At 77.0% G+C, this 24,309-nt stretch carries 21 protein-coding genes; 9 read left to right on the forward strand and 12 right to left on the reverse strand.

Annotation, left to right across the window (positions count from 1 at the left end):
• Positions 1-121: 121 nt before the first annotated feature.
• Together ACI789_RS20760 and ACI789_RS20765 are read left to right on the forward strand one after the other, a co-directional pair.
• Entirely contained in the window at positions 122-1,570 is a 1,449-nt protein-coding gene (locus ACI789_RS20760) for an FAD-binding oxidoreductase (RefSeq protein WP_457011293.1), read from the forward strand.
• Positions 1,563-1,709: a hypothetical protein gene (locus ACI789_RS20765; protein ID WP_457011294.1), complete on the forward strand. Its 147-nt coding sequence runs from the start codon at positions 1,563-1,565 to the stop codon at positions 1,707-1,709. The genes ACI789_RS20760 and ACI789_RS20765 overlap by 8 nt, the downstream gene beginning before the upstream one ends.
• 43 nt (positions 1,710-1,752) lie before the next feature.
• Here the strand turns inward: ACI789_RS20765 and ACI789_RS20770 are convergent, their stop codons facing one another.
• Positions 1,753-3,459 (reverse strand): FAD-binding oxidoreductase, encoded by a 1,707-nt coding sequence (locus ACI789_RS20770; protein WP_457011295.1) that lies wholly within the window; start codon positions 3,457-3,459, stop codon positions 1,753-1,755.
• A 16-nt stretch (positions 3,460-3,475) separates the two neighbouring features.
• Between ACI789_RS20770 and ACI789_RS20775 the strand changes: the two genes are divergently transcribed.
• A complete protein-coding gene (locus tag ACI789_RS20775; RefSeq protein WP_457011296.1) occupies positions 3,476-5,020 on the forward strand; it encodes a glycerol-3-phosphate dehydrogenase/oxidase in 1,545 nt (514 codons plus the stop codon).
• A gap of 7 nt (positions 5,021-5,027) precedes the next feature.
• On the opposite strand, the gene ACI789_RS20780 is transcribed toward ACI789_RS20775, so the two are convergent.
• The gene (locus ACI789_RS20780; protein ID WP_457011298.1) at positions 5,028-6,119 is read right to left on the reverse strand and encodes an FUSC family protein; all 1,092 of its coding nucleotides are present in this window, start codon (positions 6,117-6,119) and stop codon (positions 5,028-5,030) included.
• Positions 6,120-6,184: 65 nt separating this feature from the next.
• Positions 6,185-7,273 (reverse strand): aromatic acid exporter family protein, encoded by a 1,089-nt coding sequence (locus ACI789_RS20785; RefSeq protein ID WP_457011299.1) that lies wholly within the window; start codon positions 7,271-7,273, stop codon positions 6,185-6,187.
• A 99-nt stretch (positions 7,274-7,372) separates the two neighbouring features.
• On the opposite strand from ACI789_RS20785, the gene ACI789_RS20790 reads away from it, so the two are divergent.
• On the forward strand, positions 7,373-8,167 hold the full coding sequence (locus ACI789_RS20790) for a methyltransferase domain-containing protein (protein WP_457011300.1): 795 nt from the start codon (positions 7,373-7,375) through the stop codon (positions 8,165-8,167).
• Positions 8,168-8,255: 88 nt separating this feature from the next.
• Here ACI789_RS20790 and ACI789_RS20795 read toward each other — a convergent pair whose 3' ends face one another.
• Positions 8,256-9,011: a MerR family transcriptional regulator gene (locus tag ACI789_RS20795; RefSeq protein WP_457011302.1), complete on the reverse strand. Its 756-nt coding sequence runs from the start codon at positions 9,009-9,011 to the stop codon at positions 8,256-8,258.
• 113 nt (positions 9,012-9,124) lie between these two features.
• Here ACI789_RS20795 and ACI789_RS20800 point away from each other — a divergent pair, with 113 nt between their 5' ends.
• Positions 9,125-10,600: a haloalkane dehalogenase gene (locus tag ACI789_RS20800; protein ID WP_457011303.1), complete on the forward strand. Its 1,476-nt coding sequence runs from the start codon at positions 9,125-9,127 to the stop codon at positions 10,598-10,600.
• Positions 10,601-10,618: 18 nt separating this feature from the next.
• On the opposite strand, the gene ACI789_RS20805 is transcribed toward ACI789_RS20800, so the two are convergent.
• Both ACI789_RS20805 and ACI789_RS20810 read right to left on the reverse strand, forming a co-directional pair.
• Positions 10,619-11,065 carry a YdeI/OmpD-associated family protein gene (locus ACI789_RS20805; RefSeq protein WP_457011304.1) on the reverse strand — a complete coding sequence of 149 codons (447 nt, stop codon included), beginning with the start codon at positions 11,063-11,065 and terminating at the stop codon, positions 10,619-10,621.
• A gap of 26 nt (positions 11,066-11,091) precedes the next feature.
• Positions 11,092-11,472, reverse strand: a complete 381-nt coding sequence (locus ACI789_RS20810; RefSeq protein WP_457011305.1) for a hypothetical protein — start codon at positions 11,470-11,472, stop codon at positions 11,092-11,094.
• Positions 11,473-11,541: 69 nt separating this feature from the next.
• Here ACI789_RS20810 and ACI789_RS20815 point away from each other — a divergent pair, with 69 nt between their 5' ends.
• Positions 11,542-12,120: a TetR/AcrR family transcriptional regulator gene (locus ACI789_RS20815; RefSeq protein WP_457011306.1), complete on the forward strand. Its 579-nt coding sequence runs from the start codon at positions 11,542-11,544 to the stop codon at positions 12,118-12,120.
• 13 nt (positions 12,121-12,133) lie between these two features.
• Here the strand turns inward: ACI789_RS20815 and ACI789_RS20820 are convergent, their stop codons facing one another.
• Positions 12,134-12,733, reverse strand: coding sequence for a TMEM165/GDT1 family protein (locus tag ACI789_RS20820; RefSeq protein WP_456919938.1), 600 nt, complete (start codon positions 12,731-12,733; stop codon positions 12,134-12,136).
• A 324-nt stretch (positions 12,734-13,057) separates the two neighbouring features.
• On the opposite strand from ACI789_RS20820, the gene ACI789_RS20825 reads away from it, so the two are divergent.
• Entirely contained in the window at positions 13,058-14,161 is a 1,104-nt protein-coding gene (locus ACI789_RS20825; RefSeq protein ID WP_457011307.1) for an MFS transporter, read from the forward strand.
• Here the strand turns inward: ACI789_RS20825 and larC are convergent.
• The 3 genes from larC to ACI789_RS20840 form a co-directional block, all read right to left on the reverse strand.
• Positions 14,154-15,326 (reverse strand): nickel pincer cofactor biosynthesis protein LarC, encoded by a 1,173-nt coding sequence (larC, locus tag ACI789_RS20830; RefSeq protein ID WP_457011308.1) that lies wholly within the window; start codon positions 15,324-15,326, stop codon positions 14,154-14,156. The genes ACI789_RS20825 and larC overlap by 8 nt on opposite strands.
• Before the next feature lie 109 nt (positions 15,327-15,435).
• The gene (locus tag ACI789_RS20835) at positions 15,436-18,183 is read right to left on the reverse strand and encodes a diguanylate cyclase domain-containing protein (protein WP_457011309.1); all 2,748 of its coding nucleotides are present in this window, start codon (positions 18,181-18,183) and stop codon (positions 15,436-15,438) included.
• 113 nt (positions 18,184-18,296) lie between these two features.
• Positions 18,297-19,952, reverse strand: coding sequence for a GGDEF domain-containing protein (locus tag ACI789_RS20840; protein WP_457011310.1), 1,656 nt, complete (start codon positions 19,950-19,952; stop codon positions 18,297-18,299).
• Between the two features lie 112 nt (positions 19,953-20,064).
• Here ACI789_RS20840 and pheA point away from each other — a divergent pair, with 112 nt between their 5' ends.
• Entirely contained in the window at positions 20,065-21,012 is a 948-nt protein-coding gene (gene pheA / locus ACI789_RS20845; RefSeq protein ID WP_457011312.1) for a prephenate dehydratase, read from the forward strand.
• 163 nt (positions 21,013-21,175) lie between these two features.
• Here the strand turns inward: pheA and ACI789_RS20850 are convergent, their stop codons facing one another.
• A complete protein-coding gene (locus ACI789_RS20850) occupies positions 21,176-23,287 on the reverse strand; it encodes an MMPL family transporter (protein ID WP_457011313.1) in 2,112 nt (703 codons plus the stop codon).
• A 79-nt stretch (positions 23,288-23,366) separates the two neighbouring features.
• Here ACI789_RS20850 and ACI789_RS20855 point away from each other — a divergent pair, with 79 nt between their 5' ends.
• On the forward strand, positions 23,367-23,846 hold the full coding sequence (locus ACI789_RS20855) for a MarR family winged helix-turn-helix transcriptional regulator (protein ID WP_457011314.1): 480 nt from the start codon (positions 23,367-23,369) through the stop codon (positions 23,844-23,846).
• Between the two features lie 30 nt (positions 23,847-23,876).
• Here ACI789_RS20855 and ACI789_RS20860 read toward each other — a convergent pair whose 3' ends face one another.
• Positions 23,877-24,206 (reverse strand): GroES family chaperonin, encoded by a 330-nt coding sequence (locus ACI789_RS20860; protein WP_456912466.1) that lies wholly within the window; start codon positions 24,204-24,206, stop codon positions 23,877-23,879.
• Positions 24,207-24,309: the final 103 nt, after the last annotated feature.

Below are 24,309 nucleotides of genomic sequence, written 5' to 3' on the forward strand. Positions count from 1 at the left end.
GCAAGTGCGGGCGCAAGCGGTCTGCAAGTGGCCGCCAAGTGGGCCCGGCCAGGGTCCTCCCCGTCACCGAACCCAGCCCGCGGCATCGTCGCCGCGGCCGTCACATCCGAGGACCCCCGCCATGAGCCTCTCCGAGGTCACCACCGTCGCCGCCCAGCCCATCCCCGCCCCGCGCCCGCCCGCCGACGGCCCCGTCCCGGCCGCCGACGTCGACGCCCTGCGTGCCTGCGTCCACGGCCCGGTCTACGCCGCCGGTGACGAGGGGCTGGCCGCCGAGGCGTTCGCGTGGAACGTCGCCGTCACGCACACCCCCGCCGTCGCGGTGGGCGCCACCTGCGCCGCCGACGTCGCCGCCGCCGTCTCCTGGGCCGCCGCCCGCGGCCTGACCGTCGCCGTGCAGGCCACCGGGCACGGGCCGGTCCGCAACGCCGACGGCGCCGTGCTGGTCTCCACCCGCCGCATGCAGGGCGTGACCGTCGACCCGGCCCGCCGCACCGCCCGCGTCGAGGCCGGCGTGCGGTGGGAGAAGGTGCTCGCCGCGGCCGCCGAGCACGGGCTCACCGGCCTGTGCGGGTCGTCGTCCGACGTCGGGGTGGTCGGCTACACCCTCGGCGGCGGGATGGGCTCGCTGGGCCGCCGGTTCGGCTTCGCCGCCGACGCCGTCGTCTCCTTCGACATCGTGACCGCCGACGGGACGCTGCGGACCGTCTGCTCCGAGAGCGAGCCCGAGCTGTTCTGGGCCGTGCGCGGCGGCAAGGGCAGCTTCGGGATCGTGACCTCGATCGAGATCGAGCTGTTCCCGGTGGGGTCACTGGTCGGCGGCGGCATCTTCTTCGCCGCCGAGGACGCCGCGGCCGTGCTGCACGCCTTCCGCACCTGGGCGGCGACCCTGCCCGAGGAGGTCGGCACCTCGATCGCCGTCCTGCGCCTGCCGCCGCTGCCGGACCTGCCCGAGCCGCTGCGCGGGCAGACCGTCGTCCACCTGCGCTACGCCTACTGCGGGCAGGACCCGGCCGAGGGCGCGCGGCTGGTCGAGCCGATGAAGACCGCCGGGCGGGTGCTGCTGGGCTTCGTCGGCCCGCTGCTGACCACTGAGATGGACGCGGTGCACATGGACCCGAAGGACCCGATGCCCGGCTGGGAGAAGGGCATGCTGCTGGCCGAGCTCACCGAGGAGACCGTCGACGCGTTCCTCGCCGCGGCCGGCCCGCAGGTGGAGCTGCCGCTGGTCATGGCCGAGATCCGGATGATGGGCGGCGCGCTGGCCCGTCAGCCGCGGGTGCCCAACGCCGTGGCCGGGCGGGACGCCGCCTGGTCGGTGCTCGTGCTCGGCCCGGCCGTGCCCGAGCTGGCCGAGGTCCTGCCGCACGTGGGCCGCGGGGTGCTCGCCGCGCTGCAGCCGTGGGCCGCGCCCGGCTGCATGGTCAACTTCCTCGGCGACGTGTCCGGCCCGGCGGAGGTGGCCGCGGCCTACCCGCCGGCGGTGGCCGAGCGGCTGCTGGCGCTCAAGGCCGCCGTCGACCCGCAGGGGGTGTTCTCCCACGGTCACGCCCTCGACCCCCGTGGCTGAGCGGGAGGACGGGGCGCGCCGGTCCCCGGACGACCGGCTGCGGCGGCTGCCCCGGCACTACCGCCGGATCCGGCCGACGCCGGCGGTCCCCCGGGACGGTGAGCCCGCCGACCGCCGTCCCGAGGAGGACGAGGAGTGACCGGAGGGGAGCGGTGCGGGTGACCTGCACCGATCCCCTCCGGTCACTCGGGGAGCAGGACGCCGGGGTTGCAGATGCCGCGCGGGTCCAGCCGCTGCTTGACCGCCCGCAGCACCTCCACCCCCAGGGGGCCGATCTCCCGCTCCAGCCACGGGCGGTGGTCGGCCCCGACGGCGTGGTGGTGGGTGAGCGTGCCACCGGCGGCGACCAGCGCGTCGGTGGCGGCCCGCTTCGCCGTCAGCCACTGCTGGATGGGCAGGTCGTCGTCGCGGTCGGCGACCACGGTGACGTACAGCGAGGCGCCGGTGGGGTAGCCGTGCGACACGTGGGTCATCAGCAGCGGGCGGTGTCCCCGCCGGCCGAGCGACTCGTGCAGCGCCCGCCGGACGGCGTCGTAGACCGTGGGCAGCGCCGTCCAGGTGGCCGCCGTCTCCAGGGTCTCCACCAGCAGGCCGGCGTCGAGCAGGCTGTCGCGGGTGTAGGGCGCGGCGAACCGGTGCCGCCGCCACGACTCACCGACCCGCCGGCCCAGCCGCACCGCCCCGGCCTCGCGCAGCACCGACGCCGCGGCCCTCCGGCGGGCACGCACCAGCGGCGGCAGCCCCTCCCACCCGACGACCAGCAGGCACCCCTGGCGGCGCCGCCGGGCACGCAGCGAGCCGCGCAGCGCCCGAGCGCCCGGGCCACCGGCCATGAGCAGGGTGGTGCGGGTCTCGTCGGGGTCGGACAGCCGGACGACGTCGGGCAGCAGGTCGTGCCGCGCCAGCCGCTGCAGCCCGGCCAGCCCCGCCGCCCAGGAGCGGAACGACCAGCCCTCGTACTCGCAGGCCCGGGCCTTGGGCCGCACCCGCAGCCGCAGCTCGGTGATCACGCCCAGGGCGCCCTCCGAGCCGAGCGCCAGGCCGAGCAGGTCCGGCCCGGCGGCCGACGCCGGCGGGGAGCCCAGCTCCAGGACCCCGGACGGCGTGGCCAGGGTCAGCCCGGCGACCAGGTCGTCGAACCGGCCCACGCCGGTGGAGGCTTGCCCCGCCGACCGGGTGGCCGCGTAGCCGCCGAGGGTGGCGTACTCGAAGCTCTGCGGCAGGTGGCCGAGGGTGAGGCCGGAGCGCTCCAGGTGCTCCTCCAGCGCCGGTCCGCGCATGCCCGGGCCGACGGTCACCAGGGACGACGGCACGTCGAGGTCCCGCACCGAGGCCATGCGGCGCACGTCCACCGAGATCGAGGGCCGGTCGTCGGCGTCGATGCCCGACAGCCCGCCGACGACGCTGGTGCCCCCGCCGAAGGGCACGACGACGACCCCCAGCTCGCTGCACAGCGCCAGCAGCGCGGCGGTCTCCTCGGTGTCGGCCGGGGTGACGACGGCGTCCGGCGCGTCGGAGGCGTCGCCCTCCCGCCGGCGCAGCAGGTCCAGGTAGCTCTTGCCGCCCGCGTGCCGCAGCCGGCTCTCGCGGTCGGTGCGCACGTTCTCCTCGCCGAGCAGCGCGACCAGCCGCTGCCGGCAGTCCTCGGCGAGCCGCGAGGGCGCCACCCGGATCTCGTCGACCGGCACGGGAGGGGTCGGCCGCAGGGTCCAGCCCAGCTCCTTGGCCAGGTGCCGGCGCGCCGCCTTGGGCAGCACCTCGGCCAGGTCGGGGAAGGTCGTGAACGCGAGAGCGCCGTCCCCGCCGTCGGCCCCGGCGGTCACCGTCGCGTCGCGCGGGCGGGTGGGCGACCCCCAGCCCTGGATCGTCAGTTCGGGCTGATCGGGCACGGCTACAGTCTGCCGGGTGCTCCGGAGGGGACCGTCCGACGGCGCCGGTGCCGGCGCGCTCTCCCCGGCCCGGCGAGCCGCCGACCTCGACGTCGTCGCCGGCGGCCGGGTGGACGTGGCCGTCGTCGGCGGCGGGGTGACCGGAGCCGGGGTGGCCCTGGACGCCGCCGCCCGGGGGCTGTCGGTCGTCCTGCTGGAGCGCGCCGACCTCGCCGCGGGCACCAGCCGGTGGTCGTCGAAGCTGGTGCACGGCGGGCTGCGCTACCTCGCCCACGGCGAGCTCGGCCTGGCGCGGGAGAGCGCGCGCGAGCGCGCCGTCCTCATGGGGGCGACCGCGCCGCACCTGGTCCGCCCGCTGCCGTTCCTCGTGCCCGACGCCGCGGGTCCGCTCGTCGCGGGGCTCGCCGGCCTGGGCGGCCGGCTGGGGGACACCGTGCGCGCCTCGGTGCCCGGTGGCCGCCGGTTGCTGCCCCGCACCCGGCGGGTGGGGCCCTCGGAGGTGGCCCGGCTGACGCCAGGGGTGCGCGGCCGCCGCGGCGGGGTCGTGTTCTGGGACGGCCAGCTCACCGACGACGCCCGGCTGGTGGTGGCGCTCGCCCGCTCGGCGGCGGCCGCCGGCGCGCGGGTGCTCACCGGGGCGGCGGTGCAGGCGGTCGACGGCCGGGACGTGCACGTGGAGCTGGACAACGGCGAGGCCCTCCCGGTGCGCGCGGACGTCGTCGTCAACGCGACCGGCGTGTGGGCGCAGCGGCTGGCGCCCGGCGTGCGGCTGGTGCCCTCCCGCGGCTCGCACCTGGTCGTGCCGGCCGAGCGGCTGGGCGACCCCACCGCCGCGCTGACCGTGCCGCTGCCCGGCTCCCGGACGCGGTACGTGTTCGCGCTGCCGCAGCCGGGCGGGCTGGTGTACCTCGGGCTCACCGACGAACCGGTGCCCGGCGAGGTCCCCGACGAGGACCCGCGGCCCAGCGACGCCGAGGTCGACCAGCTGCTGACGACGGTCAACCGCGTGCTGGCCACGCCGCTGATCCGCGGGGACGTCGTCGGCTGCTACGCGGGCCTGCGGCCGCTGGTACTCCCCGCCTCGGCCGGCAGCGGGCCCGGCGACGCCACCGCCGACCTCTCCCGTCGGCACCTGCTGCGGTGGGACGGACCGGTCCTCACCGTGGTCGGTGGCAAGCTGACCACCTACCGGGCGATGGCGGAGCAGGCGGTGGACGCCGTGGTCGAGCGCCTGGGCCGGCCGGTCCCGCGGTCGTGCACCGCGCGGCTGCCGCTGGTCGGCGCGGCCCCGCCGGTGGCGCTGGACCGGGTGGACGCGCCCCGCCGGCTGGTCGAGCGGTACGGCACCGAGGCGCCTGCGGTCGCCGCGCTGGGCGCCGAGCCGGTCGTGGAGGGCCGGGAGGAGACGGTGGGCGAACTGCGCTTCGCCGTCCGGGCCGAGGGCGCCCGCACGGTGGCCGACCTGCTCGACCGCCGGGTCCGGATCGGCCTGGTGCCGGCCGACCGGGTCCGCGCCACCCCCGTCGCCGAGCGGGTGCTCGCCGAGGAGCTCCGGCCCTGACGGCCACTCAGGCGGCGGCCGGCTGCCGCCGGTGGGCCTCCAGGGTCAGCAGGCCGCGGCGGACGCCGACCGCGACCGCGCCCATGGCGAAGAAGCCCTCGTCGTCGTCGACCGTCGTGGAGCGCAGCAGGTCGACGAGCCGGTCGAGGGCGGCGGTCGCGGTGGTGATGACGGCGTCGCGCTCGTCCGGCGTCGTCCCGTCGGTGCTGTGGTACGGCGTGCGGACGACGCCCGCGAGGCCGACCAGCGCGTCGGCGAGCACCCAGCCGGTGCCGGCGTCCACCGCGTCGAGGCCCCGGCGGTGCGGGTGGAACTCCACCACGAGGGAGGTCAGGTCGTCGACGAGGACGGCGACCCGGTCCATCGCACGCGACTCCTCGCGGATGCTGGTCGCGCGCCCCTGCCACCGGCGGGCGCGCGGGTTGGCCCGGCGGGACCGCTCGACCTGTGCCTCCGCTGCGCGCATGCGGTCCAGTTCGCGGTCCAGGACGCCGGCGCGGTCGGTCCACTCGGCGGGGTCGGGCACCCGGCCCTCGCGCAGCGTCTCGGCGATGTCGTCCAGGTGCGCGGCGAGAGCGGCACGGGTGCGGTCGATCTGCTCCACGGCCCGGGTCAGCTGGAGGGGTGGGAACAGCACGGTGGTGACCAGCACCCCGATCGCCGCTCCGAGCAGGGTCAGCCCGGCGTAGCGCAGGACGTAGGTGTCGGGGTCGTCGAGACCCACGGTGAGCATGAGGACGGCGGCGAAGCTGACCCAGCTGGCCTGTTCGCGCCAGAGCCCCCACTGCTCGACGGCGATCGCCAGCGCCACGATGAGGGCGATGGTCAGGGCGTTGGGCACCGCCCGGGTGAGCTCGTAGACCGCGACGGCCAGCGCGAAGCCGGTGAGGATCGCCAGCACGCTGCGCCACGCGGCGCTGGCGGAGTCGGCGATCGTGGGGTGGACGGCGATGACCGCGCCGAGGGGGGCGTAGTAGGCGTAGTCGGACAGCAGCGGCGGGAGCAGGCCGGCGACCTGCCAGGCCAGCCCCGCGGCGACCGCCGCGCGCACGCCCCGCTGGACGGCGGGCCGGCGGAGCAGGGCGAGCAGGGGGTCCACGGACACCGAGGATGACCGCCGCACCGGGTCGCGGTGCCCACCCGGGAGGGTGACGCCGCTCTCAGTCAGGCCGCCGGCTCGCCCCGGTGCAGCGCGTCGAGCGCGGTCAGGGCCCGCTCCACCCCGACGGCGACCGCGCTGAGGGGGAGCAGGCCGGGGTCCTCGTCGATGGTGGTGGCCCGCACCCGGTCGACGAGGGCGGCCAGCGCGTCGCCGGCGACCTGGATCCGGTGGTCGCGCTCGTCCGGCCGGATGGCGTCCACCGCGTGGTACGGCGTCCGGATGACGCCGGCGACCCCCTCGAGGGCGTCGGCGAGCCGGCGCGCGGTGCCGAGGTCCGGCCGCTCCCCGCCGCTGCGGTGCGGCTGGTACTCGGCCACCAGGACGGTGACGTCGTCCAGGAGCACGGCGACGCGTTCCAGCGCCCGGGACTCCTCCCGGAGGCGCGCCCGGGCGTCCTGCCAGCGGCGGGCCCGCGCGTTGGCTCGCTGCGCCCGTTCGGCGGTCCGCTCGGCCTCCCGCAGCCGGCCGAGGGCGGCGTCGCGGGCGACGGCCCGCCGCAGCTCCTCCTCGACCGTCGGCGACCGGTCGGCCCGCAGCTCGGCGGCGGTGGCGGTGAGGTGCTCGGCGAAGAGCGTGCGGGTGGCGTCGATCGCGCGCCTGGCCTGCGTGAGGTTCAGCGGCGGGAACAGGGCGGTGACCAGCACTCCGATCGTCGCCCCGAGCAGCACCAGCCCGGCGTAGGCCGCGACGAAGTCGGCCGGGTCCCCGGCCCCGACGGTGAGCATGAAGACCGCGGCCACGCTCACCCAGCTGGCGTTGCTGCCGAGCAGCGGCCAGCGCTCGAGCCCGACGGCCAGAGCCACCAGCAGGGCCAGGACGAGGGCCTCGGGCAGCGCGGGGGTCAGCTCGGAGACGACGACCGCCAGGCCCAGGCCGAGCAGGATGGCCAGCACCGTGCGCCAGGAGGCGCTCGCGGAGTCGGCGATCGTGGGGTGGACGGCGATGATCGCGCCCAGCGGCGCGTAGTACGCGTACTCGGCGACGCCGGCCGGCAGCAGGACGGCGACCTGCCAGGCCAGCCCGGCCGCGATCGCCGCCCGGATCCCGCGCTGGGCCGTCGGGTCGCGCAGCAGCGCGCGCAGGGACCTCATGGGGGACCACCCTCGCAACGGCACGCTCCACCAGCCACGTCGTCCCATGATGTGAGAAGGCTGTTCCACTGTGTGGACTCTGCGGTGCAGGCTGTCCCCGTGGACACCTACACGCACGGGCACGCCGACCCGGTCCTGCAGTCCCACCGCTGGCGGACGGCGGAGAACTCGGCCGGCTACCTGCTCCCGCACCTGCGTCCCGGCCTGGACGTGCTCGACGTGGGCTGCGGCCCCGGCACGATCACCGTCGACCTCGCCGCCCGCGTCGCGCCCGGCCGGGTGGTCGGCCTCGACGTGGCGCCGGACCCCCTGGACGAGGCGCGGGCGGCGGCCGAGCGGGCCGGGGTCCCGGTGACGTTCGCCGTCGGGGACGTCTACGCGCTCGAGGCGGACGACGACTCCTTCGACGTCGTCCACGCCCACCAGGTGCTCCAGCACCTCACCGACCCGGTCGCCGCGCTGCGCGAGATGGCCCGCGTCTGCCGGCCCGGCGGGGTGCTCGCCGTCCGGGACGTCGACTACGCCACGTTCACCTGGTTCCCCGCCGACGCGGGCCTGGACCGGTGGCTGGAGCTCTACTACGGCGTCGCGCGGCACAACGCCGCCGAGCCCGACGCCGGGCGGCGGCTGCTCGCCTGGGCGCACGCGGCCGGGCTGCGCGACGTCACCGCCACGACGTCGTCCTGGTGCTACGCCTCGCCGGCCGAGCGGGAGTGGTGGGGCACCTCCTGGGCCGGCCGGGCGACCGCGTCGGCGTTCGCCGAGCAGGCGGTGGCCTACGGGCTGGCCACGCCGGCCGAGCTCGAGGAGGTCGCCGCCGCGTGGCGCCGCTGGGCCGCCGCGGACGACGGCTGGCTCGGGATGATGCACGGCGAGCTGCTGATCCGCGTGTGAGACGCCCGCCACCCCCGTCGAGATCGCGCGATCTCGCACGCCCGGAGGTCCGGGACGGTGCGAGACCGCGCGATCTCGACGGGACGGCTCATGCCCCCTGGCGGGCGGCGTTGGCCTGGACGGCGGTGCTCACGTACTGCGCCAGCCCGGGCGCCAACGCCTCGTACGTGGCGGTGAACCGCGCGTCCTCGACGTACATCCGCCCGAGGCCGGCGTGCACCTCCGGCGAGCACTCGTAGAACCACCGGCTGATGTGCTGCCGGTTGTCCTCGGCGACGTCCATCGCCTGCTCCGAGTCCGGGGCCGCGCCGGAGCGCATCGCCGCGACGAAGCGGTTGCCGATGTCCTCCATCTCGGCCTTGATGCGGACCCAGTCCTCCTTGGCGTACGCCGCGGTCTTCCGCTGCGACTCCGCGTAGGCGTCCGTGTCGCCCCAGCGCTCCTCGACCTCGGCCTCGTACTGCGCCGGGTCGTGCTCGCCGAAGACCTCGAACCGTTCCTCCGGGGTCAGGGAGATCCCCATCGTCCTCGCCTCCATCTCCTTCTCCACGGCCGCGACCATCGCCCGGGTCCGCTCGAGCCGGTCCAGCAGCAGCCGGTGCTGCCGGCGCAGGTGCTCGGCCGGGTCTGCCGACGGGTCGTCCAGCAGGGTCGCGACCTCCTCCAGGGGGAACCCGAGCTCGCGGTAGAGCAGCACCTGGTGCAGCCGGTCCAGGTCGCCCGGCGCGTACTGCCGGTAGCCGGCCGGCGTGCGCCCGGACGGGGACAGCAGACCGATGCGGTCGTAGTGGTGCAGCGTGCGCACCGTGACCCCGGCCAGGGCGGCCACCTCACCCACGTTCACGGGTCCCTCCTCTCTGACGGGGACGAGTGCACAGCCTGACGTCGCGTCAGGGTCAAGCGCGATGTCGACCTCGGCCGGCCCGCCTGCAGGGGCCCGCGCCGAGCGGGCGAGGCGTGGGGGGCAGGCGGGTCCTCCTGCTGCTGGCCGAGCTCGACGGCCTCGACGAGTACGCCGTCCGCCGGCCGATGACGCCGACCGGTGTTCGGCCGGCCGGCCGGGCGTCCCTACCGTGGGACGACGGGGGTGAGGACGACGCCGACATGTGGGCGACCGCGGACCAGACCCGGGAGGAGGTCGTCGAGCTGTACCGGTTCGCCGCCGCGCACGCCGACGCCACCGTCGAGGCGCTGCCCCTCGACGCCGTCGGCGAGGTGCCGTGGTGGCGCGAGGAGCGACGCCGGCCGACCCTGCACACCGTCCTGGTGCACGTCTGCGTCGAGCTCGCCCGGCACGCCGGCCACGCCGACATCGTCCGCGAGCTCGTCGACGGCGCCGTCGATGAGCCCGGAGAACGCCGACCTCCCCGAGCGGGGAGCCGCGGAGTGGGCCGCCTCCCGCGACCGCGTCGACGAGGCGGCGCGCCAGGCGGCCGCGCGGCAGGGCGCGGCTCCCACGGGTGCCGCCCCGAGGGGTGCCGCGCCGCGCGATGGGTGAGGATCCTCGGCATGGCCGCCGACGACGTCTCGCCCGAGGACCCCTTCCCCCGCAAGCGCGTCCGCGTCGACCGGCGGGCGAACGGCAACCTCCAGATGGCGTACGTGGAGGTGGGGGAGGGCGGGGCGGGCGGGGACGACATCGTCTTCCTGCACGGCAACCCGACGTCGTCCTACCTGTGGCGCAACGTCATCCCGCACGTGCAGCACCTGGGCCGCTGCCTGGCGCCCGACCTCATCGGCATGGGCGACTCGGACAAGCTGCCCGACCCCGGCCCGGGCACGTACTCGTTCTCCGCCCACGCCGGCTTCCTCGAGCGGTTCCTCGACGCGGTCGGCGCCACCGAGCGGGTCACCTTCGTGCTGCACGACTGGGGCTCGGCCCTCGGCTTCGACTGGGCGCACCGCCACCCGGGCGCGGTCCGGGGCGTCGCGTTCACCGAGGCCATCGTCACACCGCTGACCTGGGCGGACTGGCCCGCCGACGCGCGCAAGGTCTTCCGCACCATGCGCGGCCCGGACGGCGAGGCCGCGGTGCTGGAGAAGAACGTCTTCGTCGAGCGGATCCTGCCCGCCTCGGTGGCCCGCGGGCTCACTGCGGCGGCGCACGAGCGCTACCGCCGGCCCTTCACCACGCCGGAGGAGCGCTGGCCCACCCTCGAGTGGCCGCGGCAGATCCCGCTCGAAGGGGTCCCGCCGCGGGTGCGCGACGTCGTCGCCCGCTACGGGCAGTGGCTGCGCACCAGCGACGTCCCCAAGCTGTTCATCAACGCCGACCCCGGCTCGATCCTGGTCGGCCGGCAGCGGGCCTTCGTGCGCAAGTGGGCGGCGCTGACCGAGGTGACCGTGCCCGGCTCGCACTTCGTCCCGGAGGACTCGCCGCACGAGATCGGCCGGGCGCTGGCCGACTGGCTGCCGACCCTGCGCCGGCGGTAGGCCCGGCGGGCCGCCGTCCTAGCGCGTCCTCTTCCCGGCGCCCAGGGACTCGGCGGTCTTGGCGATCCGTGCGGCGCGGGTCTCGGGCTTCTTGGCCTCCTCGACCCAGCGCACCCACTCCTTGCGGTGCGAGGGGGCCAGGCCGTCGAAGAACCTGCGCGCCCCGTCGTCCAGGGCGGCGGCGAGGTCGTCGGGCAGCGGGGTCTCCCGCGGCGCGGTGTCCAGCTCGACCCGGACGTCGACCTCCTCGCCGGCCTGCACGCCGGCGGCCTGCCGGTGCTCGGCGGCCAGCGGCACCCAGAACGCCCCGCCCATCGCGGCGACCGTCGTCCGGTAGGTGTGGCGGCCCACCGTCACGACCACCGGTGGCCGCTTGCCGGCGCCGAGCGCGTCCACCACGTCGTCGGGTACCTGCAGGCCGGTGGCGGTCTTGCCGCCGAGCACGACGGTCGTCCGGAACTCCATGCGGCGCAGGTTAGGGCCTCGGCCGGTCAGGCGGGCTGCGCCTCGGCGGCGGCCACCGTGGGGACGACGCCGGCGGTGCCCGGGAACGACCGGTTGCTGAAGTGCCGCATCTCCGGGCCCCAGCGCCGCATCGCCGAGCGGTGCGGGTCGGTCCGCACGAAGGCGAGCATCGCCGCCTGGTCGTCCCACCACGACACGGTCGTGAAGTGGCGGGCCAGGGGGCGGGCCCGGAGGAACAGCGAGCGCGCCCCGGGGGAGCGCATGGTCTGCCGCCGGATGGCGAGCGAGTCGCGCAGGAAGGCGGGGACGTCGCGCAACCTGCGCAGGTGCAGCTGGGTGAGCACGACGACGCCGGGGCCCTCGCCCAGGGTCGGGGCCTGCCACGGCAGGTCGGGGATGACGGGCACGGCTCCTCCTCGGATCGACACTTAACGCGTGTAAAGCAGAGGGTAGACCGATGCCTTTACACTCGTAAAGTGCCGTCCGACCCTGCTCAGCGGATCCCGGGTCGGCTCCGCGCCGACCTGCTGAGGGCCGCCGCCACCCTCGTCGAGCGGACCGGCTCGCCGGAGGCGGTGACGCTGCGCGCGGTGGCCCGCGAGGCCGGGGTGAGCGCCCCGGCCGTGTACGGGCACTTCCCGGACCTCGACGCGCTGCTCGACGCCGTCCTCGCCGAGGCGTTCGACGAGCTGCGGGCGGCGATCGCGGCGGCCGTGGCCGGGCACGCCGACCCGGTCGACCGGCTCTCCGCGGGGTGTCGCGCGTACGTGGCGGCCGGGCTGGCCGCGCCCGGCCGCTACCGGGCGATGTTCGGGCCCCGGCGGCTGCCCGCCGGGCAGGCGGCCTTCGACGTCCTGGTCGCGGCGGTGGCCGCCTGCGTGCGTGCCGGGCGGTCGGCGAGCCGGGACCCGCGCGCCGACGCAGGCCTCGTGTGGACGGCGCTGCACGGCGTGGTGAGCCTGCGCTCGGCCGGGCCGGACCTGCCGTGGCCCGACCTCGACGCCCAGGTCGACGCGCTGGTCGGCCGCCTCGCGCTGGTGCAGCCGGCGGGCTGAGCGCGGACGCGGCTCAGGTCAGGGCGCGCACCGTCTCGACGGCGGCCACCACGGCGAAGACGAGGAACAGGACGGCGGCCACCCGGCGGATGAGCGCGACCGGCAGCCTGTCGGCGAGCTTCTTGCCCAGGAACACCGCGAGGCCGGACACGGTGAGCAGCGCGGCCCAGGCGCCGATGAAGACCGAGATCGGCGCGTCCAGCCGGGCGGCCAGGCCGGCGGTCGCCAGCTGGGAGAGGTCCCCCCACTCCGCGGCGAACAGCACGCCGAAGGAGATGGCCGCGGCGCGGAGGAACGACGTCCCCTCGCGGGCGGCGGCGATGTCGTCGGCCTCCTCCGGGCCGCTGCGCGCGCTGCGCCACAGCAGCACGGCCCCGACGAGGAACAGCACGGCGACCACGCCGCTGACCAGGGCCCCCGGGAGCAGCGACAGCAGGCTGCCCGCGGTGACCGCGATGGCGACCTGCAGGCCGAACGCCGCCCCGACGCCGACGAACACCGGCCAGTGGGGGAGCCGCGTGGCCAGGACGAGGCTGGCGAACAGGGTCTTGTCCGGCAGCTCGACCGGGAGGACGAGGACGAAGGCGGTCGCGATGACCGACAGGGACAGCACGGGGTTTCTCTCTTCCGCTCGGCACTGCCGGGCGGGTGCGGGCAGCCTCCGACCGGCAGCACGGGACTGCTCAGGTCGAAGGTCTCGCCCACCCACGCCGGGGCGTGGGCCCGCTGACCGGGCGACCACCGAGGTGGTGCGCCAGCATGTCGACCAGCGGACGGGGGGCTACTCCCCTTCTCGGCCCGCCAGCGTAGCCGAGCGGTGCCGGGAATCCGGGTGCGCACGGGTGAGGTGGCCCACTAGCGTCGGGCCATGCCGTTCCGTTGACGCCCGTCCACGGCCTCCCTGACCCCCGCGGCCCGCCCGCTGGCCCGGCTGGCCGTGGGCTGGGCCGCGCTCTCCGAGCTGGTCCCGTACTACCCGCTCTACGCCCTGCTCTTCCTCGACACCGGGCTGTCCGACGCCCAGGTGTCGGGGCTGTTCGCGGTCTGGTCGGTGACCGGGCTGCTCACCGAGGTCCCGGCCGGCGTGCTGGCCGATCGCTGGTCGCGGCGCGGCGTCGTCGTCCTCGGCGGCGTGCTGCAGGCGGCCGCGTTCGCCGTCTGGACCGCCGCGCCCGCCGCCCCGGCGTTCGCGATCGGGTTCGCGCTGTGGGGGGTGTCCTCGGCGCTGGTCTCCGGTGCCGCGGAGGCCCTGGTGTACGACGGCCTGGCGGCAGTCGGCGCGGAGTCGGCCTACGCCCGGGTCAACGGGTGGATGACCGCGGCCGAGCTGCTGGTGCAGATCCCGACGGCGGGCGCGGCCAGCCTGCTGTTCGTGCTCGGCGGGTACCCCGCGGTGGGCTGGGCGAGCGTCGCGGTGTGCTTGGCCGCCGCCGCGCTCGCGCTGCGCTTCCCCGAGACCCGGCACGTCCCGGAGGACGACGAGGAGGAGGACGTGCCGCTCCGGCAGGGCGTCGCCGAGGCGCTGCGCCCGGGGCTGCGGCTGACCGTGCTCGCGGTCGCCCTCCTGGGCGGCCTGGACGCGTTCGAGGAGTACTTCCCGGTCCTCGCCGGGGACTGGGGCGTGCCCACCCAGGTCGTGCCGTTCGCCGTCCTCGCCACGGCCCTGGCCGGGGCGCTGGGCGGGGCGCTGGCCGGGCGCGCCGAGCGGCTCCCCGACGTGGCGCTGCCGGCGCTGCTCGCGCTCGCCGGGGTGCTCCTCGTCGTCACGGCGCTGTGGGCCCGGCCGGCGGCGCTGGTCGCGCTCGCCGTGGCCTACGGCGTCTACATCGCCGTGCTGGTCGTCGGGGAGGCGCGCCTGCAGCACCGGATCACCGGGCCGCACCGGGCGACCATCACCTCGGTGGCGGGGCTGGGCCTCGAGCTCGCCTCGCTGCCGGTGTTCGCGGCCTGGGCCCTCGGCGGGCTGGGCGGCGTGGCGGTCGTCGTCCTCGCCGTCGTGCCGGTGGTGGCCGCCGGCCTGCGCCGTCCGGCGGTCAGCTGACCGGGTAGGCGGCCTCGGCGGCGGCCGTGGCCGCGCGCAGCACCTCCTTGACCGGGGTGGCCAGCCGCGCGGCGAGCGCGGCCACGTCGTCGAACTCCACGCTGACGTTGACCACGGCGCCGTCGAGGACGGCGAGCTTCACGCCCACCCGCCCGCCGAGCACGGCCACGGACGCCGACGCCCGCTCAAGTGCCACCTTGCCGACCGGCAGCACCCGCAGGCCGATCGTCGACGTCGTCGTGAACAGCACCGCGCGGAGGTCGTCGACCGCCCCGGGCGGGGCCAGCACCGAGACGGTGTGCGCCGGGCGGCCCTTCTTCATGAGGATCGGGGTCAGCCAGGCGTCCGAGGCACCGGCCGCCAGCAGCCGGTCGAGCACGCCGGGCCACAGCCGGGGGTCCAGGTCGTCGACGTTGGCCTCCAGCACCACCGCGGACGGCGGGGTGGGCCGCTCGGGCTCCCCGAGCACCAGCCGGACGACGTTGGGCAGCTGCTCGGGGTCGCGGGCGCCGGCGCCGACGCCCACGCGGGTGACCCGCATGGGGGGCAGCGCCGTCCACTCGTCGACCCGCGCCGCCAGCAGCGCCGCACCGGTGGGCGTGCAGGCCTCGGCGGGCACCGGGCCGGCGTGCACCGGCGCCCCGGCCAGCAGCTCCAGCACCGCGGGGGCCGGGACGGGCACGACACCGTGCGCGCCGCGCACCGCGCCGCTGCCCAGCGCGACGGGGGAGGCGGTGAGCCGCTCCAGCCGCAGGTGCTCGAAGGCCGCCACGACCCCGACGACGTCGGCCAGCGCGTCGAGCGCGCCGACCTCGTGGAAGTGCACGCTCTCCGGCGCGACGCGGTGCACCCGGCCCTCGGCGACGGCCAGCCGCTCGAAGACGGCCAGCGCGCCGTCCCGCACCGCGGGGGCCAGGTCGGCGTCGGCGAGCAGCTCCCGGACGTCGGCCCACGTGCGCGTGTGCACCGACGGCGGGGCGTGCACGTGCACCCGGGTCGCGCCCAGCCCGTGCCGGCTCACCTGCTCGGTGACCAGCCGGATGCGCTCCACCGGCAGCGCGGCGACCGCGGCGGCCGGGACGTCCAAGGGCACCCCCGCGTCCACCAGCGCGCCGAGCAACAGGTCCCCCGACGCCCCTGCGGCGAGATCCAGCCAACCGATCACCGGGGGACCGTAACCACCACCCCGTTGCCGGGGTTCCTCGTGCCCTGCGGGCGCTGCAGGACCGGCAACGGACGAGGAACGCACGCACTGCGCCGCTGCGGCGCCGCGGTCACCTCCGCCGCGTCCTCCGGGCGATCCTCGCGGCGAAGACGCCGGCGGCGTGGCCGTTGTCGATGTTGCTGACCACGACCCCCGGCGAGGCCGAGTTCAGCATGGTCAGCAGCGCGCTGAACCCGCCGAAGGACCCCGGCTGCCCGGTGGAGGTGGGCACCGCGACGATCGGCACGTCGGTGAGCGCGCCGACGAGCCCGGCCAGCGAGGCGTCCAGCCCGGCGACGACGACCAGGCAGTCGACGTCGTCGAGCAGCGAGCGGTCGGCGATCAGCGGGCGCAACCGGCTGCCGCCGACGTCGTCCACCCGCACGACCTCGGTGCCGGTGACGCGGGCGGCGAAGGCGGCCTCGGCGGCGACCGGCAGGTCGCCCCCGGCCCCGCACAGCACGCCGATCCGGCCGACGGGCTCGGGCAGCGGGCCGACCGCCGCCGACAGCGACGCGGCGTCGACCGTGGTGTAGGCGTCGTGCTCGCTGGCCAGGGCGACCAGCGTCTCCGCGGTCGCGCGCACGACCACCGCCGGCCGGTCGGGGAACTGCCGGCGCGCCTCGCGGACCAGCGCGAGCACCTGCTCGGTGCTGCGGCCGGTGCCCCAGATGACGTCGGGCTCGGCCGGCACGTCCCGGACCGGCGGGGCCGGTGCGGCCACGGGGCCGGGCTCGGCGGGCGGGAGCGGGCCGAGCGCGGGCTCGGCGGGGCTGCCCAGACCCAGCGGCGGGTCGACGGGCTCGACGAGGAGGGGAGCGAAGCCGCCGGGGTCTCCGGCCGGGTCGTCCAGCGGGGAAGGCTGCACGTCAGGGACCCTATGCGCCGCCGGAGGGCCCGCCGGGGCGACGGCGGGGGCCGTGTCCGCCCCACCGGACTCGTCCGTCACAGCAGTCGTCGTCCGCCTCGCCGGCCCGAAGAGGACGTCGAGCGGGCTGTCGCCGGCGCGGGTCTGGGTGACCGCCGACATCCGGACGACGCGGTTGCGGCCGCTGCGCTTGGCGTCGTAGAGGACGCCGTCGGCGGCGGCGAACAGGGTGCGCCGGTCGTCGCCGCGGGTGGCCGAGGCGATGCCCACGCTGATCGTCACCGGCAGGTCGACCCCGAGGCCGGCCCAGTCGAACTCGGCGACCGCGCGGCGGGCCCGCTCCAGCGCCCGCTCCGCCTGCTCGGCGGTGGTGTCGGGCAGCAGGATGACGAACTCGTCGCCGGCCCAGCGGCACACCTCGTCGGTGTCGCGGACCCCGGCGATCAGCAGCTCGGCCACGGTCCGCAGCACGGCGTCCCCAGTGGGGTGCCCGGCGGCGTCGTTGACCTCCTTGAACCGGTCGACGTCGACGACGGCCAGCGCCGGCGTGGTGCCCGAGGACAGCAGCCCGTCCAGCCGCGCCTCGGCGTACCGGCGGTTGGGCAGGTGGGTGAGCGGGTCCTCGTAGGCCTGCCGGCGCAGCTGCCCGGCGGCCCGCTCGGTCTCCAGCAGGCTCTTGCGCCGGTCGAACAGCTCCACCCAGCGGGTGCGCCGCTCGTCGACCCGGTCCAGCTCGTCGGCGAGGTAGGCCTGCAGGTACGGCAGCGCCCGGCCGGCGTCGTCCAGCTCGGAGTGCAGCGTGCACAGCTCGCGCAGCGCGGCCCGGCGCACGCGCGGCAGGCCGTGCTCGGTGGCGATGGCCAGGGCCTGGGCCAGCTGCTCGTCGGCCCCGCGGCCGTCGCCCTGCCGGCGCAGCGCGCGGCCCAGGGCCAGCAGCGCCGCCGAGAGCAGCGCCCGGTCGCCGCTGGCGGTGGTGACCCGGACGGCGGCGCGCAGCGGACCGGCGGCCGCGGCGTGCTCGCCGAGCCCGACCAGCGCCCAGCCGTGCACGACCTGGGCGGCGACCACCGCGGCGGTCGACTCCGGCGGCAGCAGGGCCAGGGCGCGCTCGGCGAGGTCGCGCGCCTCGGCGAAGTGCGGCTCCGCCGCCTCCGGGACGCCGTCGTCGAGCAGGCCCTCGCCGAGCTCGGCGGACAGCTCGCCGAGGCGGGTGGCGGTGCGGGCGACCAGGACGTCGGCCTCGCCGTCGGGGGCGCCGTCCCGCCCCAGGGCGCCGGGCACCGTCGCGGCGGCCACGGCGGTCTCGTGCGCGCGCCGCTGGTAGTCCAGCGCGAGCGGCATGAGCTCGAGGTCGGCCAGCACCCCGGCGAGGGTGCCCAGGGTGTCGACGAGCAGCCCGGACGGCGGCAGCGCGGAGTCCAGCAGGCTGGCCGCCTCGACCGCCTCGTCCATCGCGGCGTCGATGCGGCGGGAGAGCAGCTCGATGCGGGCGTGCCGGGCCAGGCCGGCGGCGCGCTGCAGCTCGTCGTCGGCGGCGTCGAACGCGGCCTTCGCCGAGCGCACCAGGGCGATCGCCAGCGCGGCGCGGGAGGCCGACTCCGACCGCGGGTCGCCGTCCTCGGCCCCGGGCGCCGGGCCGTCGAGCAGCTCGGCGACGCCGGCGTGCAGGTCCAGCGCGGGGGGTGAGCCCGTGCCGTGCGGGGGCTCGACCGGGTCGCCGACGAGGGTGAACCCGGCCTTCCGCAGCCGCCGCACGAGCAGCTCCGCCCGCAGCGTGTCGGCCCACGCGCGGCCGAGGTGGGCGGGGGTCTCCTCGTGGCCGTCGCGCGGCGCGGGGGCGACGTAGGGGGAGGGGTCGGACTCGACGTCGGCGAGCAGCTCCTCGGCGTCGTCGAGCTGCCAGTTGGAGAGGGCAGCCGTCACCCGCTGGTGCAGGGCTCCCGGTGGCACGAGCGCACTGTGCACGTCGGTACCGACGGAGTCGAGCACCGGTCGCGGGGCGCGCCGACCGGTGTGACGTCCGTCGTCCGTTTCGTCACAGCCGCCCCACCCGGCAGACGCGGTCACGAGGCCCCCTCCAGCGGCGCCCGCCCGCCGGGGGCCCGGACCCGGTTGCGCCCGCCGCGCTTGGCGGAGAACAGGTGCAGGTCGGCGGTGTCGAACAGGGACCGCCAGCTCGGCGACTCTTCCTCGGCGGCCGGCGCGGTGGCCACGCCGATGCTCACGGTCACCGGCTCGGTCAGGTGCAGGTCGTCCCAGTCGGCGTCGGCCACCGCCGTGCGCAGCCGGTCCATGGCGACCAGTGCCTGCTGCTCGGTGGCGGTGGGCAGGACGACGAGGAACTCGTCGCCGGCCCAGCGGTACACCTCGTCACCGGCGCGGCAGTGCTCGAGCAGCAGGGCGGCCACCCGGCGCAGCACCTCGTCCCCGTTGGAGTGCGAGGTGTCGTCGTTGACCTCCTTGAACCGGTCGATGTCGACGACGGCCAGCGACAGCGGCTCCTCACCCAGGCGCATGCTGGCCAGCCGGCGCTCCGCGCTGCGCCGGTTGCCCAGGCCGGTGAGCGGGTCCTCCATCGCGTGCCGGCGGAGGACGGCGGCCTGCCGCTCGGCCTCCCGCAGCCGGCTGCGGCGCACGAACATCTCCGCCCACAGCTGGCGGCCGCGCGCGTGGGCGCGGCCGGTGTCGGCCCGGTAGGCCTCCAGCCAGTGCAGCGCCTCGGCGGGCCGGCCCATCGCGGCGGTGCTCTGGCCCAGCTCGAGCAGGCACTGCCGGTAGCGCCGGCGGTCACCGGTGGCCGCGAACGCTCCGGCGGCGTCGACCAGCAGGTCCGTGGCCTCGGCGCCGTGCCCGCCCCCGGACTGCGACTGGTGCAGGCGGGTGAGCAGCCGGGCGAGCACCAGGTCGGCGTACCCGCGCAGCCAGATGCCGCCGTCCCGGTGGATGCGCCGGTGCGCCCGGCGCATCGGCCCCATGGCCTCGTCGACCTCGCCCCGGGACGACATCCCCCACGCCTGGACGACGTCGAGCAGGTCCTGCTCGCCCGGCTCGGGCTCCCAGCCCAGCTCCCGCGCGGCCTGCGCGCACTCCACCGCCACCCCGGCCAGCTCCTGCGCCCGCTCGGCGTCCCCCCGCCGGTGCAGGGTCTGGGCCAGCTCGGCGTGCTGCTGGGCGCACAGCTGCAGCAGCCGCCAGCGGTCGGCCAGGCCCGGCAGCCGGCCGGCGACCCGGTCCCCGGCCAGGGCCTGCGCGACGGCGAGCTCCTCCAGGTCGAGGGTGGTCAGCGTCAGCGACAGCCACAGGTGGGCCTGGTGCAGCGCCCGCGAGGGGCCGTCGACCGACGGGCTCTCGGTGAGCAGGCTGGCGTCGACGGCCAGCAGCATCGCGGCGTCGAAGTGGTCGGCGGTTGCCTCGACGTGGGCCAGGTAGGCCAGCGTGAGGGCGGTCTGCGCGCAGGGTCGGCACCGCCCGAGGGCCTCGCGGGCGGCCGCCACCGCGGCCGCGGCGCGCTCCCGCTCGCCGTCCAGCAGGGCGCGGCGGGCGGCGAGGGCGTGCCGCCAGGCGACCCAGACGGCGTCGGTGGCGGCCTCCAGGGCGCCCTCGGCCCGGTCGTGCTCGGCGGTGAAGGCGGTGGGGTCGTCGCGGTCGCTCGCGGCCAGCAGACGCCAGAGCGCATCGTCGAGGTCACCCTCGGTGAGGCGCTCGGGGCCGGGGGTCACGCATCCTCCAACGACGGGTGGGGCCGGCCGGTGCGGCCGCCTGCTGCCGGGCGCGACGACGCTCCCCCCGGGTGGAGCGGTTGCTCCGGCCCGACGCCACTACCCTCGTCGGATGCCTGCGATGCCTTCGACGCGGCCCCCGACGCGGTTCGCCTACCTCGGGCCCGAGGGTACCTTCGCCGAAGCGGCCCTGAGCAGGGCCGTTCCCCCGGGCGAGGGGACGCGGCAGCCCGAACCCAGCGTCGCCGCGGCGCTGGCCGCCGTCCGGTCCGGGGAGGCCGACGCGGCCCTGGTGCCGCTGGAGAACTCCGTCGAGGGCTCGGTGCCGGCCACCATGGACGGTCTGGCCGACGGTGCGCCGCTGCTGATCACCCGCGAGGTGTTCCTGGCGGTGTCGTTCGTCCTCGCCGTCCGGCCGGGGACGCGGCTGGCCGACGTCCGCTCGGCCGCCAGCCACCCGCACGCGCTGGCGCAGACCTCCCGGCGGCTGGCCGAGCTGCTGCCCGGCGTGGTCCCGCTGCCGGCGACCTCCACCGCCGAGGCAGCGCGGCAGGTCGGCGAGGGCGCCGTCGACGCCGCGGTGTGCGCCCCCATCGCGGCCGAGCGCTACGGCCTGGAGGCCCTCGTCGACGACGTCGCCGACCACCCCGGCGCCGTGACCCGGTTCGTGCTCGTGGCCCCGCCCGGCCCGCTGCCCGCGCCGACCGGCGACGACAAGACCTCGCTGGTGGCCGTGGTCAGCGACCGCACCGGCGCGCTGCTGGAGCTGCTGCGCGAGTTCGCCGTCCGGGAGATCAGCCTGACCCGCATCGAGTCGCGGCCGACCCGGGAGCGGCTGGGCGTCTACTCCTTCTCGCTGGACTGCGAGGGGCACGTGGCCGACGCCCGGGTGGGGGAGGCGCTGGCCGCCCTGCACCGCGTGTGCGAGGACGTCCGGTTCCTCGGCTCCTACCCGCGGGCCGACGGGCGGGGCAACAAGCCGGTGCCCGCGACCGCCGCCGACCCCGCCTTCGCCGAGGCGGCCGACTGGCTGCAGCGGGTCCGCGCCGGCGACGTCTGAGCAAGGCCCCCCCGCTCACTCATCTCCCCGAGTTGATCATGGGCTTGGTGACGGCTCCTGCGGCGTGTCCGCGCGGGTCGGCCGCAACAACCCCATGATCAACGCCGAGGGGGCCGGGGCCGGGGGTGGGGCCGGGGGTGGGGGTGCAGCCGGGAGGTGGGCGTCACACGCGGGCCGGCTCGCGCTCGGGCGCCGGGCGGACGGGTCGCCTCGCCAGCCGCCCGGGCCACCACACGCGGTCGCCGAGCAGGGTGACCGCGGCGGGCACCAGCAGCGACCGGACGACGAAGGTGTCGAGCAGCACGCCGAAGCCGACCAGGAACCCCAGCTGGGTGAGGATCACCAGCGGCAGCACGGTGAGCGCGCCGAAGGTGGCGGCCAGCACCAGCCCGGCGCTGGTGATCACCCCGCCGGTGACGGCCAGGGCGCGCCGGATCCCCTCCCGCGTGCCCGCGCGCAGCGACTCCTCGCGGGCGCGGGTCATCAGGAAGATGTTGTAGTCGATCCCCAGCGCGACCAGGAACACGAACCCGATGAGCAGCACCTGCGGGTCGCTGCCGGGGAAGTCGAAGAGCGAGTCGAACACCAGCGACCCGACGCCGACCGTCGACAGCACGCTCAGCGCCACCGTGGCGACCAGCAGCACCGGCGCCACCAGTGCCCGCAGCAGCAGGGCCAGGACGACGGTGATCACGCCCAGCACCAGCGGGACGATCACCGCGAGGTCGCGGGCCGCGGTCTCCTGCGTGTCCAGGTCGCTGGCCGTGGCGCCGCCGACCAGCGCCGCGGGGTCGACGGCGCGCACCGCCGTCCGCAGGTCGGCGACGGTGTCACGGGCCGCGGCGCTGTCGGGCGCGTCGGCGAGGGTGGCGTCGAGGCGGACCAGCCCGTCGACCTCGACCGGTGGCGCCGAGCCGGCACCGGGCCGCTGCCCGGTGAACGGGGCGACCGCGCTGACGCCGTCCACGCCGGCGGCCGCCTCGGCCACCGCCTCCCAGCCGCCGGCCGGCGTGACCACCACCGCGGGGCTGGCACCCCCGGCGGCGAAGTGCCGCTCGAGAGCCTCCTGGCCGGCGGCCGACGGCGAGCCGCCACGCACGGCGTCGGACAGGGCGATCCCGCGGGCGTCGAAGGTGGGCGCGAACGCCGCGAGCACGACCAGCAGGCCGAGGCTGCCGAGCAGCACCCGGCCCGGCCGGCGGCCGACGCCGGTGGCGACCCGCTCCCAGCCGCGACCGTGGGGCTGGCCGTCCCCGTACCGCGGGCGGAACGGCCAGAACGCGGCGCGGCCGAACAGCACCAGCACCGCCGGCAGGAAGGTGAGGGCGGCCAGCACGGCGACGGCGATGCCGACCGCGGAGATCGGGCCGAGGCCGCGGTTGGAACCGAGGTCGGAGAAGAGCAGGCACAGGACGCCGAGGACCACGGTGGCGCCGCTGGCCACGATCGGCTCCCACGACTGCCGCAGTGCCACGCGCATGGCGGTGGACGGGGACCGCTCCCGCCGCAGCTCCTCGCGGTAGCGGGCGACCAGGAGCAGGCCGTAGTCGGTGGCCGCGCCGACGACCAGGATCGACGCAATGCCCTGGCTCTGGCCGTTGACCGCGATCCACCCCTCGCGCGCCAGGAGGTAGGCGACGGCCAGCGCGACCACCAGCGCCATGCCGGCGGTGCCGATGACCAGCAGCGGCAGCAGCGGGCTCCGGTAGACGACCAGCAGGATGAGCAGGACCACGCCGAAGGCGGCGAGCAGGAGCAGGCCGTCGATGCCGGAGAAGCCCTCGGCGAAGTCGGAGAAGGCCGCTCCGGGACCGGTGACGTGGGCCGTCGTGCCCTCGACCGGGGGCAGCTCCCGCAGCTGTCCGACGACCTCGCCCAGGGTGTCGCCGAGGTCGGGGTCGAAGGGCAGGACCACCTGGACCGCCGCGCCGTCCTCCGACGGGATCGGCGGGGACGGCTCCCCGGCCAGGGCGCCGGCCCGGTCGGCGAGCGCCACCGCCTCGTCGGCGCGGGCGGCGACCTCGGCCTGCCGGGCGCCGTCCAGGGGGCCGTCGTCGCTCTCCCAGAGCAGCACGACCGGCAGGCTCCGCTCGGTGGCGAAGCGGCGCTGCAGTTCGGTGACCCGCGTGGACTCGGCGCTGTCGGGGAGGAAGGCTGCGGAGTCGTTCTCCTGCACCTCGGTCAGAGCGCCGCCGTACTGCCCCAGCGGTCCGGCGAGGCCGAGCCAGAGGAGGACGACGAGGGCGGGGAGCAGCCAGCGGGTGAGAGAGCGCATGATGTCCCTTGATGGTCGAACATCTCGATCGTCGAGAGATTACGGCGGGGAGCCGCCGGACGCCAGTCGGGAGGTGGGAGTGGCCGAGGACGCCGTCGCCGCGCGCCAGGAGGTGGCCCTCCTGCTGCGCCGGCTGACCGTCGAGCTGGACGCGGTGGGTCAGCGGTTCGCCACGGTCCACGGGCTGGGGCGCACCGACGTCCGGGCACTGGTGACGATCATGGACGCCGCGCGGCGCGGCCAGGCGCTGACCGCGGGCGCCCTCGGCTCGGCGGTGGAGCTCAGCTCGGCGTCGGTGACCGCGCTGGTCGACCGGCTGGAGCGGGCCGGCCACCTGCGCCGGGTGCGCGACCCGCAGGACCGGCGCCGGGTCGCGCTGGAGATGACCGACGAGGCGATGGCCGCCGGCGCCGAGCACTTCGGCGGGCTGCAGCGCGACCTGGTCGCGGCGATGGGCGGCTACTCGGACGAGGAGCTGGCCGTCGTCCGCCGCTTCCTGGTGGAGATGACCGGGGTGATCGAGCGCCACGCCCGCGCCGCGGACCCGCCGGTGGAGTGATCGGATCCGCGGGACGTGCGCGACCCGCCGCTACAGGTAGAGGCCGGTGGACTCCTCGATCCGCTCGGCGGCCACGGCGTGCACGTCGCGCTCGCGGAGGATGAGCAGGTCCTCGCCGTGCACCTCGACCTCGTGCTGGTCCTCGGGGGAGAACAGCACCTGGTCGCCGACCTTCACCTGGCGGACGCTGGAGCCGACGCCGCGGGCCTCGCCCCACACCAGCCGCTTGGCCACCTGGGCGGTCGCGGGGATGAGGATGCCGCCACTGGACCGGCGCTCGCCGTCCTCCTTGCGCAGTGCCACCAGGATGCGGTCGTGCAGCATCTTGATCGGCAGCCCTGAGCCCTTGACGTCAGCCACGTCGATCAACTTACGCGGTGGGGGGGGGGGGGGGGGGGGGGGGGGGGGGGGGGGGGGGGGGGGGGGGGGGGGGGGGGGGGGGGGCGGGGGGGGGGGGGGGGGG

Source organism: Geodermatophilus sp. SYSU D00965 (assembly GCF_054050075.1).

Excerpts from the sequence above, each read along its gene's own strand:
- ACI789_RS20760 (WP_457011293.1), top strand. The coding sequence starts at position 122 with ATGAGCCTCTCCGAGGTCACCACCGTCGCCGCCCAGCCCATCCCCGCC.
- ACI789_RS20785 (WP_457011299.1), bottom strand. The coding sequence starts at position 7,273 with ATGAGGTCCCTGCGCGCGCTGCTGCGCGACCCGACGGCCCAGCGCGGG.
- ACI789_RS20805 (WP_457011304.1), bottom strand. The coding sequence starts at position 11,065 with ATGGAGTTCCGGACGACCGTCGTGCTCGGCGGCAAGACCGCCACCGGC.
- pheA (WP_457011312.1), top strand. The coding sequence starts at position 20,065 with ATGCCTGCGATGCCTTCGACGCGGCCCCCGACGCGGTTCGCCTACCTC.
- ACI789_RS20850 (WP_457011313.1), bottom strand. The coding sequence starts at position 23,287 with ATGCGCTCTCTCACCCGCTGGCTGCTCCCCGCCCTCGTCGTCCTCCTC.